18 protein-coding genes are annotated in these 18,257 nt (G+C 42.5%); 6 read left to right on the forward strand and 12 right to left on the reverse strand.

From position 1 onward, the window contains the following. Positions 1 to 42 precede the first annotated feature (42 nt). Entirely contained in the window at positions 43 to 771 is a 729-nt protein-coding gene (locus AUR67_RS11560) for a spondin domain-containing protein (RefSeq protein WP_058585378.1), read from the reverse strand. Between the two features lie 9 nt (positions 772 to 780). After that, positions 781 to 1,482: a spondin domain-containing protein gene (locus AUR67_RS11565; RefSeq protein WP_058585379.1), complete on the reverse strand. Its 702-nt coding sequence runs from the start codon at positions 1,480 to 1,482 to the stop codon at positions 781 to 783. Between the two features lie 205 nt (positions 1,483 to 1,687). Between AUR67_RS11565 and AUR67_RS11570 the strand changes: the two genes are divergently transcribed. Next, on the forward strand, positions 1,688 to 2,059 hold the full coding sequence (locus tag AUR67_RS11570) for a DUF4870 domain-containing protein (protein ID WP_054563699.1): 372 nt from the start codon (positions 1,688 to 1,690) through the stop codon (positions 2,057 to 2,059). Positions 2,060 to 2,116: 57 nt separating this feature from the next. Next, the gene (locus AUR67_RS11575; protein WP_058585380.1) at positions 2,117 to 2,551 is read left to right on the forward strand and encodes a YqaA family protein; all 435 of its coding nucleotides are present in this window, start codon (positions 2,117 to 2,119) and stop codon (positions 2,549 to 2,551) included. On the opposite strand, the gene folX is transcribed toward AUR67_RS11575, so the two are convergent. The 6 genes from folX to AUR67_RS11605 form a co-directional block, all read right to left on the reverse strand. Further along, positions 2,548 to 2,907: a dihydroneopterin triphosphate 2'-epimerase gene (folX, locus tag AUR67_RS11580; RefSeq protein WP_054554637.1), complete on the reverse strand. Its 360-nt coding sequence runs from the start codon at positions 2,905 to 2,907 to the stop codon at positions 2,548 to 2,550. The two genes, AUR67_RS11575 and folX, sit on opposite strands and share 4 nt — an antisense overlap. A 2-nt stretch (positions 2,908 to 2,909) precedes the next feature. After that, the gene (folE, locus tag AUR67_RS11585) at positions 2,910 to 3,464 is read right to left on the reverse strand and encodes a GTP cyclohydrolase I FolE (RefSeq protein ID WP_058585381.1); all 555 of its coding nucleotides are present in this window, start codon (positions 3,462 to 3,464) and stop codon (positions 2,910 to 2,912) included. An 18-nt stretch (positions 3,465 to 3,482) separates the two neighbouring features. Beyond that, positions 3,483 to 4,202, reverse strand: coding sequence for a dihydromonapterin reductase (gene folM, locus AUR67_RS11590; protein WP_058585382.1), 720 nt, complete (start codon positions 4,200 to 4,202; stop codon positions 3,483 to 3,485). A 248-nt stretch (positions 4,203 to 4,450) separates the two neighbouring features. Beyond that, the gene (nadE, locus tag AUR67_RS11595; RefSeq protein WP_054563697.1) at positions 4,451 to 5,287 is read right to left on the reverse strand and encodes an ammonia-dependent NAD(+) synthetase; all 837 of its coding nucleotides are present in this window, start codon (positions 5,285 to 5,287) and stop codon (positions 4,451 to 4,453) included. Positions 5,288 to 5,354: 67 nt separating this feature from the next. Further along, a complete protein-coding gene (locus AUR67_RS11600) occupies positions 5,355 to 5,981 on the reverse strand; it encodes a YceH family protein (RefSeq protein ID WP_058585383.1) in 627 nt (208 codons plus the stop codon). Between the two features lie 15 nt (positions 5,982 to 5,996). After that, positions 5,997 to 9,362 (reverse strand): ATP-binding protein, encoded by a 3,366-nt coding sequence (locus AUR67_RS11605; protein WP_058585384.1) that lies wholly within the window; start codon positions 9,360 to 9,362, stop codon positions 5,997 to 5,999. 165 nt (positions 9,363 to 9,527) lie between these two features. Here AUR67_RS11605 and AUR67_RS11610 point away from each other — a divergent pair, with 165 nt between their 5' ends. Further along, entirely contained in the window at positions 9,528 to 11,810 is a 2,283-nt protein-coding gene (locus AUR67_RS11610) for a penicillin acylase family protein (protein ID WP_058585385.1), read from the forward strand. Here the strand turns inward: AUR67_RS11610 and AUR67_RS11615 are convergent. Then, positions 11,803 to 12,903 carry a GGDEF domain-containing protein gene (locus tag AUR67_RS11615; RefSeq protein WP_235591829.1) on the reverse strand — a complete coding sequence of 367 codons (1,101 nt, stop codon included), beginning with the start codon at positions 12,901 to 12,903 and terminating at the stop codon, positions 11,803 to 11,805. The genes AUR67_RS11610 and AUR67_RS11615 overlap by 8 nt on opposite strands. A 260-nt stretch (positions 12,904 to 13,163) precedes the next feature. Here AUR67_RS11615 and AUR67_RS11620 point away from each other — a divergent pair, with 260 nt between their 5' ends. Further along, positions 13,164 to 14,696, forward strand: coding sequence for a carbon-nitrogen hydrolase family protein (locus AUR67_RS11620; protein ID WP_058585386.1), 1,533 nt, complete (start codon positions 13,164 to 13,166; stop codon positions 14,694 to 14,696). Beyond that, the gene (locus AUR67_RS11625; protein WP_054554646.1) at positions 14,696 to 15,013 is read left to right on the forward strand and encodes a DMT family transporter; all 318 of its coding nucleotides are present in this window, start codon (positions 14,696 to 14,698) and stop codon (positions 15,011 to 15,013) included. The genes AUR67_RS11620 and AUR67_RS11625 overlap by 1 nt, the downstream gene beginning before the upstream one ends. Positions 15,014 to 15,053: 40 nt before the next feature. On the opposite strand, the gene AUR67_RS11630 is transcribed toward AUR67_RS11625, so the two are convergent. Further along, entirely contained in the window at positions 15,054 to 15,932 is an 879-nt protein-coding gene (locus AUR67_RS11630; RefSeq protein ID WP_082665625.1) for a DMT family transporter, read from the reverse strand. Between the two features lie 235 nt (positions 15,933 to 16,167). Here AUR67_RS11630 and AUR67_RS11635 point away from each other — a divergent pair, with 235 nt between their 5' ends. Beyond that, positions 16,168 to 16,551 carry an MAPEG family protein gene (locus AUR67_RS11635; protein WP_058585387.1) on the forward strand — a complete coding sequence of 128 codons (384 nt, stop codon included), beginning with the start codon at positions 16,168 to 16,170 and terminating at the stop codon, positions 16,549 to 16,551. 78 nt (positions 16,552 to 16,629) lie between these two features. Here AUR67_RS11635 and AUR67_RS11640 read toward each other — a convergent pair whose 3' ends face one another. Then, a complete protein-coding gene (locus AUR67_RS11640) occupies positions 16,630 to 17,835 on the reverse strand; it encodes a TonB family protein (RefSeq protein ID WP_058585388.1) in 1,206 nt (401 codons plus the stop codon). Between the two features lie 9 nt (positions 17,836 to 17,844). Then, on the reverse strand, positions 17,845 to 18,219 hold the full coding sequence (locus tag AUR67_RS11645; protein ID WP_054554650.1) for a BlaI/MecI/CopY family transcriptional regulator: 375 nt from the start codon (positions 18,217 to 18,219) through the stop codon (positions 17,845 to 17,847). Positions 18,220 to 18,257: the final 38 nt, after the last annotated feature.

Consider the following 18,257-nt stretch of genomic DNA (forward strand, 5'->3'; position numbering starts at 1 on the left):
CTGAGGCACATCCTTATGACCTCGGTGTAAGGAGTGCGATTATTATTGCGTCCGCGTTATCGTGATCCGAGCAACCGGGTTATCAAACTTATGCTGGCTGGTGAGCACAGAATTTGTCAGGCCATCATCTTGACTAACCACACCTGGGTGCATTGCAACACGGTTAATATCGTCGCGCATTTCGTTGTAACCTTCGCCTGAGTCGGCAGGACCAGGGATCGTGCCTTGTGCTTCAGAGTTAGCCTCTGTACCTGCATCATAGGCAAAACTAGTGCGAGACATTGACTCATTAACCGCTAACGAAGACACGTCTATAGCATTAAGACCGGTAAACGCGTCATTTGTATTCACCAACATGGTCGCTAAGCTGATTTTTAATGAATTAAGCTCACCTGTTGTCAGGGTCAACGTGACTTGCTCACCTGGTGGTAATGGGCTCTCTGCTGAAGCTGCTTGCATTGTCATTTCTGCCGCGAGTAGCTCGCTGTTATCGCCGCCTTCAGCCATAATTTCAAGAGCTTCAGATGCTGGCTCGCCAATTTGCCAAAGCATGCCTTCGGTGTGAGCAATCACAGCGACAGGGGAGAAAGGCTGGGCAGCGGTGAGATTGACTACCTCCACCATAAATTGATGATTTGTTGCCATCTCACCCATTTCCATTGTCATTTCTTCCAGCGCTTCATCCATGTTGTCTGATGATTTATCTGAATCCCCACAAGCCGCAAGGCCGGCACTCAATGCGAGGATAATTAAGCTTTTTGAAAAGCGCATAATAACCTCCTATTTAACCGTAACTGTTAGCATCGCAACTGGGTTTAACCATCTGTGTACTGTGTTATCGAGGTCACTCATACCTGCTTCTAAATCGTCGTCACCTAAATTACCCGGATGAATATGCACCATCATATTGGTTTCGCTACTGGTGACGCCGCTGCCATTCATACCTGCATTACCACCCGGTGCGGCAGGAATGCCTGGCGTGCCCGGCATACCTGAACCCTCAACAACAAGCTCATCATTGGCTTCGGTGCCTGCATCATAGGCATTGAGATAAATAGTGTAGGTACCAGCCTCTGTTGGGATCATCCAACTATCTAAACCTACAAAGCCATCATTGGTAGGCAGTAGCATGGCTGTAAGAGATAAGTAGTTATTGCTATCCTTAGTGGATAAGCTCGCCATCGTTGAGCTTGCTGGTGCCAATAAACCTTCAGCTGGGTTGGCAACCATGTCACTGTTTGCGGCTGTGGCTTCAGTCATTAATGGCTCGAGATTGCCACCTTCAGCCATAGTCTGTAGGGCTGTAGAAGCAGGCATAGCAACGCTGAAAAGTTTGCTATCACTGTTATGGGCAGTAATGAGAATAGGGGTAAAGTGTAAACCTTGCGTGAGGTTAGTTAGTTTTATATCAAGCTCAGCAGCTTGGCTTGCAAGGCTAGTTAATGCGCATGCAGCGAATAAAGTTAAAGGTAAAGCTTTCATGTGAGATTCCTGTTTTTGATGATTCAAAACCAGTATCGAATAGCAATATCCAGAAACCCTCACGAAGTTATCACATTTTTATCACGACGTTGATTACAGCCTTTTTTGCTGGTTGAGAGTTTTAAATTTAACCAATTTAACTAGGGTAAAAGGTCATTACGGTTTATAGTAGAGATACAAACAGACCCATAACAAGGAATTTAAAATGGATGATAATCAAAAAGTTGAAATAATTGTGGCAGATAAAGAGCAGCGCACATGGGCAATGTTTTGTCACTTAAGTGCCTTAGCTGGCTTGCTTTTCCCGTTTGGTTCGGTGATTGGGCCCTTGATTGTTTGGCTTGTAAAAAAAGAAGAAATGCCACTTGTTGCTGAGCATGGTCGCAAATCATTAAACTTTCAATTAACCATGATGATTGCTTACATTGTGTGCTTTATGCTGATGTTTGTTGTCGTGGGTGTCATTCTGCTGCCATTAGTAGCGCTATTCTCATTGATTATGGTGGTAGTATCGGCGATTAAAGCCAACGATGGTAAAGAAGTTAAATATCCAATGGCGATAGAATTTATAAAGTAAACTAATTGCCATATACTAAAAGCTCAGCCATTTGCTGAGCTTTTTTATGTGATGTTTATGGCCTACTTATCGTTATTTTTCAGCGCGTTTATTTCCGCAACCTTATTACCTAGCTCTTCAGAATTAGTAATGACAGCTATGATAGCCAGTGGTGACTATCTACTTTGGTTGTTATGGTTAAGTGCAACCGTGGGTAATGTGCTTGGGAGTTGTGTGAATTATTGGCTGGGCACGCAAGTCATGCGATTTAAAGACCGTAAATGGTTTCCCGTTTCACAAAACTCGATAGACAAAGCCGAACAGCAATTCAATAAGTACGGTATTTACAGTTTGTTGTTTGCTTGGCTGCCTATTGTCGGCGATCCTTTAACGGTTGTTGGCGGAATTTTTAGGGTTAAGTTTTCAATTTTTTTGTTACTCGTGACCTTAGGCAAAGGCGCACGTTATTTAGCTGTGCTTGCCTTTGCTCTTGGACTTGATAAATTATTCTAGCTTTTTTGCCAATCAAGGGTCAGTGATACAGAATCCGCAAAGCGCAGCGCATGAGGTTTATCGACGCGTACTTTGGCATAGTGAACACTTTGATGCTGGTGGCAAATAGCTAAAATTTCAGCAACCAGTTTTTCTAACAGCAAAAAGTGGCCTTCTTCGACAAGGCTGATCACTTCTTTAGTAATGGTCTTGTAGTTTAGCGCTTTATCGACTGCGTCAGTTTCACAAGCTTGATCAGCAGGGTAATGAATTTCTAAATTAATCACTACATCTTGTTTTTTCTCACGTTCCTCAGGGTTAAAACCTATAAAGGTTCGTAGCCTGAGGTTAGTGACATTAATAATTGCGTTGGCCATCATTACCCTCTAACTAGTTGTAAAAACTCGTTACGGGTTTTTGGATCGGCTCTGAAGTTACCTAACATAACCGATGTACGCATGCTTGAGTTTTGCTTTTCAACACCGCGCATCATCATACACATATGTTTTGCTTCAACGATTACACCAACACCTTTCGCGCCAGTTACTTCTTCAACCGCTTTAGCAATTTGATGGGTTAATTGCTCTTGAATTTGAAAACGACGCGCATACATGTCAACAATTCGCGCAAACTTTGATAAACCAAGCACTTTGCCATCAGGAATATAAGCAATATGGCAGCGGCCAACAAATGGCAGCAAGTGGTGCTCACACATAGAGTAAAGCTCAATGTCTTGGATCAATACCATGTCATCGGCATCTGAAGTAAATACCGCATTGTTGGTGATTTCATCTAATGTTTGACGATAGCCTTTAGTCAGATACTCCATCGCTTTTGCTGCGCGTTTTGGTGTGTCGAGTAATCCTTCACGAGCAGGATCTTCACCTACCGCGGTAATTATTTGTTGGTAACTGTTTTTTAAATCATCGTGCATAGCTTTCTCAGTAATTCGTTATTTTAAATGTCTGCCACCATCAACAGGCATAGAACGACCTGTAATGTAGTGACTGCTTAGTAATAGTTCTACGCTGTTAATAATCTCGGCGCAGCCGGGCTCAATGCCCATTAGCGATTTCTTTAATGTTTTAGCTTTGTATTCGTCGCTATCGTGTTCGTTAAAAATAATTAACGAAGGGGCGATAGCATTCACTTTAATGTCTGGTGCAAATTTAGCGGCAAACGACTTGGTTAAATTATCAAGCGCCGCTTTGCTTGCTGCATAAGCAAGGTGTTTAGGGCTGCCTTTTTCAACTACGTAATCGGTTAAGTGAATAATATCTGCGGCTTTACCACTGTTTTGCTGATAATGCAGAAGCAAATCAGAAGCTGCTAAATTAATTAAGTAGGGCGCTTTGGCGTGGATACGCATCATGTTATCAAACAGGTCTGCGTAATCGTGGTTATTTGCTTCGCAATCCCAGCTAGACGCATTATGGATTATTGCTTTGAGCTGGTTGGTATGGGTTTTTAATTCTTCGATAAAATGCCCGATAGCTTGGTCACTATTAAAATCAGCATGGATGCAAATAGCGCCTTTACCTGCAAGCACATCAATTGCTTCATGGCGGGTGCGGTAAGTGACTATGATTTCTTGCCCTTGCGCTAAAAAGTGCTCGGCCAGAGCGAGTCCAATACGTTGGCCTGCGCCAGTAATTAAAATGGGCGATGACATAAACTAATATAAAACCTTAGATTTTTGATTTGAAATGTAATGTATTTAACTGTAACAACTATAAACCAAATTACAGAACTATTTCATCTTTACTGCAATCATGTTGCTAACTTTTACGTCAAGCATAGCGCTCTAGATCATTTAGCGCGGCCGATAATGAGTGATTGAAGGTTTTGAATATTGCTAAGGGACTGTAAGAGGGAGGAAAAAGGGCAACTATTATTGCCCTTTTAGTGTTTTAACCGTTTTTAAAGCTCGTCGTATACCGTTGGGATCGCTTGGCGCTTATGTTGAGTACGTAAGTAAATTGCTGTTAGCTTTTCTTCGACTTCATTGCTGACTTCTTTACCTTCTAAGAAATCATCAATTTGATCGTAAGTGAGGCCAAGCGCTTCTTCGTCAGTCAGACCTGGGCGATCACACTCTAAGTCGGCCGTTGGGGCTTTATGTACAAGTACAGCAGGCGCTCCCAAGTGCTCAGCAAGCGCACGAACTTGACGCTTTGATAAGCCAAATAAAGGTGCCAGGTCACATGCTCCGTCACCAAATTTTGTGTAAAAGCCAGTGATGTTTTCAGCACTGTGATCGGTACCAACAACTAAGCCTTGGCTGAAACCGGCAATTTCATATTGCGCAACCATGCGTTGGCGTGCTTTTACATTTCCTTTGATAAAGTCGATTTTAGCTTGCTCTGGTAATTCAGCACCACCACCAACAACCGCTGCCATTGCTTGTTCATGCATGCCATCGACAGCCGCTTTAATGTTAACCGTCATACGCTTACTTGGTTGAATAAAATCTACGGCTAGTTGTGCTTCGTCTTCATCTGCTTGTACGCCGTAAGGTAGGCGCACAGCAATAAATTGATATTCGTTGGTGTTATGTTCTTGGTTTAATTCATCAACGGCTAATTGGCATAAACGGCCACAGGTTGATGAGTCAACACCGCCACTGATCCCTAATACAAGTGAGCGAGAGTGCGCAGCAATAAGTCGGCTTTTAAGAAAGTTAACACGACGGGTGATTTCCGCTTTTACATCAATAGTTGGTTGGACTTTCATTTCCGCCAGAATGTCGGCACGCATGGTAGAGCTCCTATTTTTCGTTGTGGTTGTCAGCGTTTTGTACATTATGTTACGGGCGCGGTTTTTATTAAAGACCTAAATGTGCTTTTATTGCGTTAATTTGTTGCTTAAGATCTTCGATTTCGCTTCGTAATTGTTGCACTTCACTACTGTTATCTTGAACTGGCTCATTAGCAGCCATGTCCTCAGTAATGCTGTCTGGGTCAACAAATAAGTGCATGTAGCGGCTCTCTCGCTTGCCGGGCTCTCGTGATAAGCGTGCAACATGTTCTTGTTCAATGAGTGCGTTTAATGCGGCTTCGACTTCATTGACGTTACTGAACTCAGCGAGGCGGTTGCTGCGAGTTCTCAGTTCGCCTGGTGTTTGCGGGCCACGTAACAGTAACAAACAGATAATGGCGCGTTGCTGCTCAGTAAACTGCAAACTGCCAAATTCGGTATTACAAAAGCGGTGAGCATATTTATTTACACGCCCTGACAGCCCTTCATCAACCGTCACTAAGCGTGATGCAATAAGCTCATCGAGGGTATCTTGTACTTGCGCTTCAGTTAAAGACAATACAGGCTCACGGTTAGACTTTTGATTACATGCATTAGTCAGTGAATTTAAAGATAACGGGTAATGTTCGGGTGTTGTACTTTGCTTTTCGAGTAAACAGCCAATAACACGTTGTTGAATTGATGATAATTGCATGGTTTTACTCTCTTTTTATTCTTCAGTGCTTAGCCACACTGCTAACTTTTTATTGAGCGAGTCAAATTTAAGGGGCTTGGTGACATAGTCGTTCATACCTGCGTTTAAACAACGTTCTTTGTCACCTTGCATCGCATTTGCAGTGAGTGCGACGATATTAACCCCCTGATGAGCTGCGCCTGCTTCACCTGCCCGAATGGCTCGCGTTGCTTGGTAACCATCCATTTCTGGCATTTGGCAATCCATTAACACTAATTGGTAGGGGCTTTGCTCTCGGCTTGAAAGTTGTGCAATTGCTTCAAGGCCATTTTCAGCGATATCAAAACTAATGCCTGCTTGCTTTAGCAACGAACCTGCCACCATCTGATTCACTTTATTATCTTCAACCAGTAACACTTGCGACTCAGCGCTACCGCTACTGGTCACGACCTTGGTTATTAAGGTTTCTTTATTAACCTGCTGCTGTTCAATGTACTTGTCGTTTGCCAGTGAATTAAATAAATCAGACTGCGTTAATGGTTTAAAGATAATACTCTCAACTTTTAATGTTTGTCTCGTTTGTTTTTCAGTAAGACTCATTGGGGCCATTAAAATTCGTTTACAGCTGGTGGCATTAAAGTATTTTAAGAATGCTTGTTGGTGCTCTTTTGTTGCGCTGCTATAAAAAAGATAATCCACTAAAATTGCATCGCAGCCATTATCGGTTGGCATTGCAGCACGATTGAGTAAGCTTGGCATATCAGTATAGGTCTCGACCTCTGCTCCCCATAGCTGCAATTGTTTTTTGGCAATATTGCTACTGAGCTTACAATTATCAGCAATTAAAATATGCTTTTTATCTATAATGTGGCTAGGCTCTGGCGCTTGCTTTGTATGATCACGTTTAACTTTTACAGTAAAATTAAAGGTGCTGCCTTCCCCGTATGAACTAACCACACTGACATCACCATCCATTAACTGACACAGCTGTTTTACTATTGCAAGGCCAAGCCCTGTACCGCCGTATTGGCGTGTAGTTGATGCATCCGCTTGCGTGAATGAGTCAAATAGAGCGGCTTGTTTTTCAGGCTTAATACCTACACCCGAATCAATAACAGAACAGTTCAAGAACAATTCTTCGTTGTTTGTTTCGAGCTTGGCGATAACAATAATCTCACCATCTTTTGTGAACTTAACCGCATTGCTAACTAGGTTATTGATAATTTGCCTAATCCGATTTGGGTCGCTAATAATAAAGCCGTGATTCAGTTGTGTGGTATCTAGCAGTAACTTGGTATTGTTTTGTTCTGCTTTAATGGCAAACGATTCGATAGTATCGCCAAGTAGTTTTGATACATTAAAGCTAACATTTTCAATATCGAGCTTACCGGCCTCAATTTTAGAGAAATCTAAAATATCGTTAATGATATGCAATAGTGATTCAGCCGATGATTGCGCCAAATCTATATGGTGGTTTTGCTGGGTGTCTAGTTTGGTTTGTTTGATGATATTGAGCATCCCGATCACGCCATTCATAGGGGTGCGGATCTCATGACTCATGCTTGCTAAAAATTCACTTTTGGCTTTTACTGCTTGTTCAGCAGCTTCTTTCGCTTGAACGAGTTGCTGCTCTGTCTCTATACGGCGCTGACTTGCGTGTAAACTACCAATGAGTGCCGCAACTGCGATTAAAAAGCTTTCTTCATTTTTACTCCAATGTCTGCGGTTATGACATTTTTCGGCGCACACAACCCCCATTGTTTTGCTACCAGTAGGAATGATCACTGTCAGCATTGAGCGTATATTAAACCAATCAAGGTAGTTGCTACGTAGGTCACTAGTCAGTGGATGTTGCTGTGCATCACTGGCATTAATTACAGCGTGATTGTTAATGGCATCAAAATAATTTTGAAATTCAAATTGTTGCAGTGAAATCGGCTCGCTAAATTCAGGCTGGCTTTGGTCGTGAATAGCAAAGGTATTGAGCGATTGGCGATCGTCACTAAATAGCCAAATACTAGCGCGATCAATATCAAAAGCGTGACAAATTGCTTGCACAATCACATGTTTAGATAAGTTAAGGTTACCAGTCAGTACCGCATCATTAACGGTAAGAGAAGCTAAAATCTCGTTATGTAAGGCTATTTTGTTGTTTTCTAGCTCACCTCGCTTACGGGTATCAATATTTTGCAGTGAACCAAAAAGTTTTATACAACGGCCATTTTTATGCTCGGCTTCACCATGTAACAGTACCCAAACTTCATCACCTTCAGCAGTGATTATTTGCACTTGGGTCTCAAAACTCTCACCATACTTGATTGCACGCTCGTTAAGGCGACGAATTTTATCTCGGCTTTCACCAGCTTTGAAATGTGTAAAGTTAGCAGGCCACTCTGGCTGTACATTAAGAGGAAACTTAAAAATTTGCTTGGTCATATCAGACCAATAGACGGTTCTTGTTTCTAGATTAAAAGACCAAGCGCCAACTTTAGCAAGGCTACTCATGGTTTCTAACATACGTTCGCTTTTGTACTGTCTTTCGACCATGCGCAAAAAGAATACAGAGGCGCCTGCAAATAAAATACAAAATAGAATAATGGCCAGTCTAAGCGGCCAAATAGCAGAACTTGGTGGCTGCCATCCAGATTTTGGTGTGGCGTACATCTGCCACTCACCACCTGGAAAGTTAATTCTAAAGCTCAGAGGGTTTGTGTTGAGCACGTCCTTAGAGCCGAAGAAAAAATCACCTTTAGCACCAAGGCCATTTTTGCCTTGTAGGGCAATATCATAATGCTGACTTAGCGCGATTAACCCCGAGTTCGTGTAAATTTTGTCTATATCGAGGACAACAGAGAGGAGCCCCCAAAAAGTGAGTTCTGGTGGAGTGAATACGGGCATTCTTGCTATCAATGCTTGACCACCTTGCACCAACTCTAAGGGGCCGGCCATAACAATACGGTTTTCATCTCGTGCTCTAATTGCGTCGTCACGCTGCGCTGGGTTTTCTAAAAAGTTTAGCCCGATAGATTTCTCATTACCCACAAGAGGATAAGTCATCTGAATAACCATATCAGGGGCTGCGCCGATGTTTCTAAGCTCTGAAGACGTTGAAAATAAGGGGCTGGCTATTTGCGTGAAGCGAGCTTGATCTAAATTAGGCTCGGCAGCAACGGCAACCGCGAGACCGCGCACAAGTTGAATGTTAGAAACCATTGTTGCTTCGAGCTCTGCGCGATAGGCGCTTATTTTTGCTAGCTCTTGAGCACGAAAAGCATCTTTCTCTCGGCTGTAATTAATTTGGTCGATTACAAGGCCAATCACGATGATACAGGCAAGTGAAAACCAGAAGGCTAGCTTCAGTTTTTGTAGTTTTTTATTATCTGTTTCGGTCGCTAGCGGCATGAGAAATATCAGGATTTATACTATTTACCTACTATAGACAATTTCTGTGGTAATTAACAATGAACAGCAAACTAAGAGTACTAATTGCAATTATTTGTATCGCAACACTATTCTTTAACAAAACTCAGGTTAATATAGTGTTACTTTGGCGCAAGGATAATTGGCATGTTTAAGATAATCAAATGGTTACTAATAGGTTTGTTCGTTGTAATGTTACTCGCAACGGGGCTTGTTTATGGCGTATTAAACTTAAGTTTACCGGCACTTGATGGTCGCGGTAAAAGCGAAGCTATTTCGCAATCAGTTAAGATTGAGCGAGATACCTTAGGACAGGCTGTTATTCATGCCGAAAACCGGTTAGATGCAGCCTATGCTCTTGGTTTTGCTCATGGTCAGGACCGATTCTTTCAAATGGATTTACTGCGCCGCAATGCAGCAGGTGAACTTAGTGAGTTATTTGGCAAAGCTGCCGTTGGGCTTGATAAAAAAATGCGTTTTCATCAGTTACGTAAACGCAGTCAGATTGCTGTTGCGCAGTTACCAGCAAAAGATAAAGCGCTATTAAAAGCGTATGCGAATGGGGTTAATGAAGGCCATGCGCAAGTAGGTTTCGATAGCTTTGAATATTTACTGACTGGCGCTGACGCAAAACCTTGGCAAAGCGAAGACAGCTTACTAATCATTTTTAGTATGTATTTAGATTTACAAACGGCCACCTTTGAGCGCGACAAAACACTGATCGAAATCGAAGATTTATATGGTAAGGCGATGGTCGACTTTATTACTCAGCCTAGCCTTTATCAAGCGGCACTCGACAACAGCCAATTAGCGCCTTATGACGGCGGTATTCCTAATCTCAAAGACCCTCAATGGGCTATGACTGAAATTGCAGACCGAAAGGAGCTTGGCAGTAATAACTGGGCGGTTACTGGGCAGTTAACTGAAACTGGTGCTGCAATGTTGTCTGACGATATGCATTTATCGTTTGCTGTGCCAATCATTTGGTACCGTGCCCAGCTCAATTACCCACTCAATGGTGAAATGCAGCAAATCACTGGTGTGTCATTACCAGGGGCTCCTGCCATTGTTGTTGGTACCAATAATAAGATAGCTTGGGGATTCACCAATGGTTATTTAGATACAGCCGATTGGATAGCCCTTGAGAGTAAAGAGAAAACCTGGCAGATAGATGAACCTATCTTACTCAATGACGGCAACAGCGAAAATTACGCTTTAACCATGAGCGAGTATGGCCCAGTTAAAGAAATTAATGGCAAACCTTATGCGCTAAGCTGGGTTGCCCACCATGAGTATGCGGTTGATATGGAGTTACTTAAGCTTGAGCAAGCAAACACAGTTGATGATGCACTAGCGCTTGCGGCTGAGGTGGGTATTCCTGTACAAAATCTGATGGTTGTTGATGATAAAGGTAACGCAGCTTGGAAGAATATGGGAGCCGTGCCTGCCCGTAAAGAGCCCCATCAATTAGCGGTGGCTGAGCAAGCGTATCCTGCACAGTGGCACGAAAACGAAACCCAGCGTCCATTTGTTAAAAACCCAGAAAGTGGCCGTTTATGGACAGGCAACTCACGAGTTGTTTCCGCAGAGGATGACCAGCGCTTTGGTAATGGTGCTTATGCCATGGGGGCTCGCTCGGCACAAATTCGCGACCGCTTATTTGAAAAACAACAGTTCAACGAACAAGATTTTTATGACTTACAACATGATAACGAAGCTCGATTCTTAACTTCTTGGCATAAACTGCTGGTCAAACAGCTTAGCACCGCAGGCGATAAATATGCCCTGTATTTAAAAGAGCTAAATAATTGGCAGGCGTGTGCTTGTAGCGACTCAATTGGCTACACCTTAGTAAAACGCTACCGCAGTGAAGTGATTAACGGTTTATTTAGCCCGTTAGAGAATAAGCTAAAAGCCCTCGACAGCAGCTTAAAACCAGTTAAACGAGACTTAGAACCTGCTGTTTGGCAACTTATCGAAGCGCAGCCTGAAGCATGGTTAAACCCTGAGTATGCAAACTGGCAACAACAAATGATAGGAGCCTTTGATCGCGTTATCACTAAACTAACCGAACAATACGGTAACAACCCGCACAGCTGGGAGTGGGGCAAGGTTAACGAATTAGTGATAGAGCACCCATTTGCCAAGCAAATACCTGCACTGAAAAGCTTATTGAATATGCCCACGGAGCCTGGGTTTGGGGATACTTTTATGCCTTCGGTGCAAGGACGTAGCTTTGGTGCTTCACAGCGCTTTATTGTTCAACCTGGGCACTTAGATAAAGCGATAATGGCTATTCCTGGTGGGCAATCAGGGCATCCATTGTCAGAATTTTATCGTGCCGGGTTTAACGATTATGTTAGTAATGGTTTAACGCCATTATTGCCACAAGAGATTGCCCACAGTATCACTATCGATGCGGTTAATTAACCGCATCAGCATCTTTGAAAGCAGGGCGTTGACCTTTAGCAATGGTAGTTTGGTTGCGTCCTGCGTGCTTGCTTTTGTACAGCGCTTCATCAGCGTGTTGTAGCATTTTTTCTATTGAAGCGAGCGGTTGCCATTCAATAAGCCCAAAACTCATAGTGACATTGAGATCGGGGAATTCATGATGCGCTTCTAGTTCGGCGATTCTTAAACGTAAGGTTTCAATTTTTGTAAAGGCCTGCTTTGCATCTGTATTAGTTAATAAAATTAAAAATTCTTCACCACCCCAGCGTACCGCTATATCTTCATCATCAATAAATTGGCGAATTAGCCTTGCAACATTAACGAGCACCGTATCCCCTTTTTCATGGCCATAATTGTCGTTAATACTTTTAAACTTATCAATGTCTGCCATAACAATACAAAGACTGCTCTCAAGCTCTATGCTCTTTTGATGTGCTGCAGTGATTAATTTTTTAGCAAAACGGCGGTTATAAAGCTTGGTGAGAGGGTCGCGGGCTGCCATTTCTGTTAACTCAACCCGTTGCGACAAAGTGATTTCTCTGATTAGACCCATGCCATAGACCATAGGTAAACCGGCAATAATAATATTGATTACATTTACATGTGGTAGTAATTCTGGGTAAGCAAAGCTGTACTGAACATCTGAAAAAAATACATATAGCAGGGCGAATATCGCAATCATCACTAAGCTATATAAAGCTGCACGCTTAAAGGTTAATTGATAATCGATCATTAAAATACAAGACACAGTCCAAAGGTAAAACTGGAACCCTGCGCCTAAACCAAGGGTGGCACAGACAATTACCGCATGAATAATTACTTCAAGGCAAAATACTCTAAGAGCCAGTGAAGTCAGCCCTTGTTTAATTAAAAAGATGCCGCTTGCCCAAGCAAGCACACTCAAGATATTAACTAAAGCAAGCGTATTTGCACCTATGTGAGCAAATACGGGGATCAGCAAGACATGAACAATCAACGCGAAATAGGCGATTTTAGAAATAATCAGAAATTTAACGTGTTCAATCTCTTCTAAGCCAGATTGCTTTGATTGTTTTAATAAGTGTTTGATCAATCCAACCTCAAATACACATGGAGAGTAGCGTAATTATAGATGAAAAGTTGAGCAATGCAGGTTTATAATTGCTCGCTTTTGCTTTGTAAACGCATGTCACTGATGTTTATGAATGAAGCTAAGCGTTTGTTCACATCATGTTTGTTAAGCTTGGGGCTTGGCAGAGTGGGCATTTGATGCCACTCTAGTTAAAGCTAATCTAGAAACATGCTGAGCAATGTTTGCTGTGATTATTCTCTCGTGCCTAAAAAGGAGTAGCTATGCCGGCGGAAAAAACGCATTTAGAGATTTGTAATCTAACCAAAGAACAGTACCCACAAATAAAGACCCTCATGGATCAAGCGTACCCAGGGCTTGGTGGAGCTTGGCCAAGCCATACTATTTTTAGGCTAATAGACCAGTTTCCGGAAGGGCAAATAGGTATTGTTGACGATGGTGTCTTAGTCGGCATCGCCCTGAGTGTTCAGGTAGATTACGCGCGCTTTTCTAACCCACATACCTACGAAGATATTGTTGATGGCCATGACCGAGTATTTAGTGATCCTGAAGGTGATGCTCTTTATGGTTTAGATGTGGTGATTTCATCAACTCACCGAGGTATGCGATTGGGTCGTCGCTTATACGATGCACGAAAAGAGCTGTGCCGTCAGTATAACTTACGCGCCATTTTAGCGGGTGGGCGTATTCCGCGTTATTACAATCACAGTGCAGAGATGACTCCGATGGAGTACATCGAAAAAGTTGACCACAAAGAGCTGTACGATCCGATTTTAAGCTTTCAACTATCTAATGACTTCCAAGTTAAACGTTTACTTAAAAAATACCTTCCTGAAGATCAGGAATCAGTTGGTTACGCCACTTTACTTGAGTGGAATAACATTATGTTTGAGCCGACTGATACGGTACTTGAGTCGACCAAATCAATTGTCCGTGTCGGTGCCGTACAGTGGCAAATGCGCTGTGTTGAGTCTGTTGAAGAGCTGCTTAAGCAAGTGGAATACTTTGTTGATACGGTGTCTGACTATAAGAGTGACTTTATTCTGTTTCCGGAGTTTTTCAATGCCCCGTTAATGGGCCTCACCGAGCAAAGCAATCAAACGGAAGCCATTCGTTATCTGGCCGAATATACAGAAACCTTCCGTGATGCAATGTCGCGCATGGCGGTTGAATACAATGCCAATATTATCACAGGCTCCATGCCGCTTGCTGAAGATGACAAGATTTATAATGTCAGCTACCTATGCCACCGCAGCGGTAAAATCGATGAACAGCGCAAAATTCATATTACCCCTCACGAGCAAAATGACTGGGTGATCCAAGGCGGTGATAAAATTGCTGTATTTGAAACCGATGCGGGTCGTGTCGGTATTCAAATTTGTTACGATGTTGAGTTCCCTGAGCTGTCACGTATTCTCGCTAAGCAAGGGTTAGATATTTTGTTCGTGCCATTTTGGACGGATACAAAAAATAGTTACTTACGTGTACGCCATTGTGCGCAAGCACGCGCAATCGAAAATGAATGTTATGTTGTGATTGCAGGCTCGGTTGGTAACTTACCTGAGGTTGAGAGCTTAGACGTGCAGTATTCGCAATCAGCAGTGCTTACTCCTTCTGACTTCTCATTCCCGCATGATGCGACCTTGAATGAAGCAACACCGAATACCGAAATGCTGCTATTCAGTGATTTAGATATGGATAAGCTGAAAATCCTTCACAGTGAAGGTACTGTTAGAAACTTAAAAGACCGCCGTGAAGATCTGTATGACGTGATATTGAAAAAGCGAGATAACTAATGGCGTGGTTGTATTTAATAGTTGCAGGTCTTTTAGAAATTGGCTGGCCTGTTGGCCTTAAAATGTCTCAACAGGCAGACAGTCGCTGGTTAGGCATTGCAATTGCCGTCGCGTTTATGGTCGCTAGTGGTTTTATGCTGTGGTTGGCGCAAAAGGATATTCCGATGGGAACATCTTATGCGGTATGGACGGGCATAGGAGCCGCAGGCACTTTCTTAGTTGGTATTTTATTTTATGGGGATGCCGCCACATTTGGCCGTATTGCCGGAGTATTGCTGATAATTAGCGGTGTGATAACGCTAAAAATTAGTCATTAAAAAAGCGGCTATGCCGCTTTTTTAATGACTAGGAACAAGCCTAATTTGGTAGCATTACCAGAATGGCTGCCAGTGCAATTAACACAAGCCCCGCCGTGTCTTGGCGTTTTAACGGCTGTTTTAACCAAAGAATCGATACCAAAATGGTAAAGAATACTTCTATCTGCCCCAGCGTTTTTACATAAGCAACATGCTGCAAGCTCATGGCACTAAACCAACCGATTGAACCTAAACAGCTACAAAAACTGACAGCGGTCGTGGTGCCTTTGTGTTGCCACATTTTCTTAAATGTATCGCGCTCTTTGAATGCAATATACACGCATAGCATCAGGGTTTGTAAGCTGATTATCAGTAACAATACCCAAGCGGCAGAGTGCGGGAAAGTTAGTCCTGAATTTAAACTTGCCTCACGGATCCATGATGAAGAGAGAGCAAAAGAAGTGCCGCAAGCAAGCCCAAGCAGTGCAGTGCCCAAATTAAAGTGCTTAACATTCGCGATGCCACTTAATAGCAATACCGCAATTGCACCAATAAATACGCCAACCCAACCTAGCAGTGAGAGTGCTGAGCCAAAGAACATAACACCTAAAATGGCCGCCATCAGTGCTTCACTTTTTGCAAGCCCTGCGCCGACTGCAAAGTTATTCATTTTAAACAGTTTTACCATCAAACCGGTGGCAACGATTTGGACGATACTGGCGCCAACAATGTAGCCAATAAAAGCCAGATTAAAGTCAGGAAGTGCGGCGTCTTGATACTGATAAAGTACAAATAAATACAGTGCAGCAATCGGGCTGGCAATAATAAAGCGAGCAAGCGTTACCCCTGCAACGCTCACTGTTGCACTCAGTTTACTTTGCAGTGCATTGCGCCACGACTGCATAAATGCCGCAAAAATAGTTAAGAAAATCCAAGTCATATTGAAAATAAATTAATAAGGAGAGGCGGTTAGAGTAACAAAACCAAAGTATGAGGGCATTAGCTTATCGACCAACTTGAGAAAAACTCAGCTGTGACAATATGCCGCAGGGCTTTTATGCCGACTTTAGACTATAGTGACAATGATGCTATTGCTGGCCGCTGCTGTTATAAGTAGCGGCTTTTTTTTGTTTGCGCTAGGGTAAGCTAATACGGTTAAAAAATAAGGAAATATCATGACAACACTGATTATCTGCGCACTCATCGCAGTACTTATACCATATTTGGCCAAAGCACCTGTGGCTTTTGCACAAAATAAGTTGGCAGGCTACGACAATAAGCACCCACGCGATCAACAAGCTAAACTAACCGGCTTTGGTGCTCGTGCGTTGGCAGCGCATCAAAATAGCTTTGAATCGTTGATTGTTTTTGCAGTCGCTCTGGCAGTCGTAATAGGTAGCAATAATGTCTATCAGGTAACTGAGACCCTAGCGATTGTGCATGTTGTTGCTCGCGTGTTGTACTGTATTTTCTACTACATAAACCAGGATATTTTACGCTCATTAGTCTGGCTTGTTGGCTATGTAAGCGCTGTGGCAATGATTGCTCTTTGCCTCTAGTTACAAAGCAATGAGTTAAAAACCACAAAGCAAGCGGCTTAAATAAGGCGCTTGCTTTAGGGTCTTAAGTTGTTTCTCTTACTTGGAGCTAACTTTAATTTTTTCTATTAAGTCATTTGCTTGATAGTTTTCATCTAAGGCAAAATCGAGTTGTACTAAGGCGTTTTTAAAGCCAGATTCAGATGGCGCATATTGCCATTGTCTTAATGCTATTTTGGCTTGTCGGTCAAAAATACCTTTTGGTTCGGCACTTACCACACTGACATTGCTGGTGGCTCCTGTTGGTAAAATATCGTATTTCAAAACGACTGAACCGCTAATACCTTGCTCCGCAGCTTGAATTGGGTATATCGGCTCTACGCGCATCACCGCTTGATAGTCCTTTGTCTTTTCAACGGACATCGGCTGTTTTGCAATGGCAAAGCTGCTAAGCATGCCTGTTGTAAAAATAACTAACGCTGTTTTTGCAATAAATGAGCTGTTGTCGATCTGCTTTATTTGATTTAGACGTTGTAACATGGTGTTTTTATCTCCGTATTGTGAATAAGCCATTAAGCCTGTTCTGCTAAAGCTTGCACAGTGCACTAATGCCTTACTGTATAAAATTCGTTGTTCTGTCGATTTATTTTTGAGTACCTGTTCATCACATGAAAGCTCTTGAATACGGCGCAGACTTGCATAACCAAGCCAAGCGACAGGGTTAAACCACAGCAAAATAGTGGCACTTAACGCGATGGCATTAATTAGGTTATCTTTGCGTTTAATGTGCACTGATTCATGCTCTAAAATAAGCGCTAAAGCATGGTTATCGTAGTGGCTTTGATAGTTTGTAGGCAGCACTAGCTTGGTGTTTATAACTCCTACAACCATAGGTGAGCTCACCTGGTTGCTTTGGTAAAGGCACATTCTTTGGTTTTTGTGATGATCAAGCGTAATTGGCTCTAATTGCAGTTTTGCTAGAAAACGGTAATGAAAATATACGGCAGTGATCAGCAGTGCTGCACTAATAAAGCCATAAATAGCAAACCAAGTGAGCGTAAACTGCGGCATTATTACTGTGTTTGGTGTGATAGTCAGCTTACTGATAAAGTCGTTTTGTATCGGTTTTAAGTGATTTGGTAAGTTCGCTAGCAATAAACTAATCGGTAATAGCGCCCAGAGTGTATAAACCAAGCGTGCCGAAAGCTGGCTTAGCAGCTTTCGCTCTAGCAGCAATAAAAACATAATTGCAGATGAGATCAAAAGCTGTTGATCTAACAGCCAATTAAAAAATGCATCTAACATAACAACGCCTTATTTTTGCTGTTTTTCCCAATCATCAATGACCTTTTTTAGCTCATCAATGTCATGTTGCGAAAGTTGCTCTGATTTAGCAAAACCACTCACCAATGGCGCAATACGGCCATTAAAAAAGCGTTCAATAAAGCTTTGGCTTTCTTTTAATGTGTATTCTTCACGGGCGATGCAAGGAGTGTAGTTATATTGGCGGCCTTGTTTCTCGAAGCTAAGAGCGCCTTTTTTAACTAAACGGCTTAGTAGCGTTTTGATGGTTTTTTCGTGCCATTCTTTATCGTCACTTAAACGCGCAATTACTTCACTTGCCGTGGCTGGGTAGCCAAGCCATACCGCATCTAATACTTCGAATTCAGCTTTAGAAAGTTCAATCATTTTTATGCCTACAGATGTAATCTTTAATTAAAGATTAC

It is taken from the genome of Pseudoalteromonas sp. XI10 (assembly GCF_001469895.1).
Classification (GTDB): domain Bacteria; phylum Pseudomonadota; class Gammaproteobacteria; order Enterobacterales; family Alteromonadaceae; genus Pseudoalteromonas.

Excerpts from the sequence above, each read along its gene's own strand:
- AUR67_RS11645 (WP_054554650.1), bottom strand. The coding sequence starts at position 18,219 with ATGATTGAACTTTCTAAAGCTGAATTCGAAGTATTAGATGCGGTATGG.
- AUR67_RS11635 (WP_058585387.1), top strand. The coding sequence starts at position 16,168 with ATGACAACACTGATTATCTGCGCACTCATCGCAGTACTTATACCATAT.
- AUR67_RS11565 (WP_058585379.1), bottom strand. The coding sequence starts at position 1,482 with ATGAAAGCTTTACCTTTAACTTTATTCGCTGCATGCGCATTAACTAGC.
- AUR67_RS11605 (WP_058585384.1), bottom strand. The coding sequence starts at position 9,362 with ATGCCGCTAGCGACCGAAACAGATAATAAAAAACTACAAAAACTGAAG.
- folE (WP_058585381.1), bottom strand. The coding sequence starts at position 3,464 with ATGCACGATGATTTAAAAAACAGTTACCAACAAATAATTACCGCGGTA.
- AUR67_RS11640 (WP_058585388.1), bottom strand. The coding sequence starts at position 17,835 with ATGTTAGATGCATTTTTTAATTGGCTGTTAGATCAACAGCTTTTGATC.
- AUR67_RS11575 (WP_058585380.1), top strand. The coding sequence starts at position 2,117 with ATGGCCTACTTATCGTTATTTTTCAGCGCGTTTATTTCCGCAACCTTA.
- AUR67_RS11600 (WP_058585383.1), bottom strand. The coding sequence starts at position 5,981 with ATGCAATTATCATCAATTCAACAACGTGTTATTGGCTGTTTACTCGAA.
- folM (WP_058585382.1), bottom strand. The coding sequence starts at position 4,202 with ATGTCATCGCCCATTTTAATTACTGGCGCAGGCCAACGTATTGGACTC.
- AUR67_RS11620 (WP_058585386.1), top strand. The coding sequence starts at position 13,164 with ATGCCGGCGGAAAAAACGCATTTAGAGATTTGTAATCTAACCAAAGAA.
- AUR67_RS11570 (WP_054563699.1), top strand. The coding sequence starts at position 1,688 with ATGGATGATAATCAAAAAGTTGAAATAATTGTGGCAGATAAAGAGCAG.
- AUR67_RS11625 (WP_054554646.1), top strand. The coding sequence starts at position 14,696 with ATGGCGTGGTTGTATTTAATAGTTGCAGGTCTTTTAGAAATTGGCTGG.
- AUR67_RS11560 (WP_058585378.1), bottom strand. The coding sequence starts at position 771 with ATGCGCTTTTCAAAAAGCTTAATTATCCTCGCATTGAGTGCCGGCCTT.
- nadE (WP_054563697.1), bottom strand. The coding sequence starts at position 5,287 with ATGCGTGCCGACATTCTGGCGGAAATGAAAGTCCAACCAACTATTGAT.
- AUR67_RS11630 (WP_082665625.1), bottom strand. The coding sequence starts at position 15,932 with ATGACTTGGATTTTCTTAACTATTTTTGCGGCATTTATGCAGTCGTGG.
- AUR67_RS11610 (WP_058585385.1), top strand. The coding sequence starts at position 9,528 with ATGTTTAAGATAATCAAATGGTTACTAATAGGTTTGTTCGTTGTAATG.
- folX (WP_054554637.1), bottom strand. The coding sequence starts at position 2,907 with ATGGCCAACGCAATTATTAATGTCACTAACCTCAGGCTACGAACCTTT.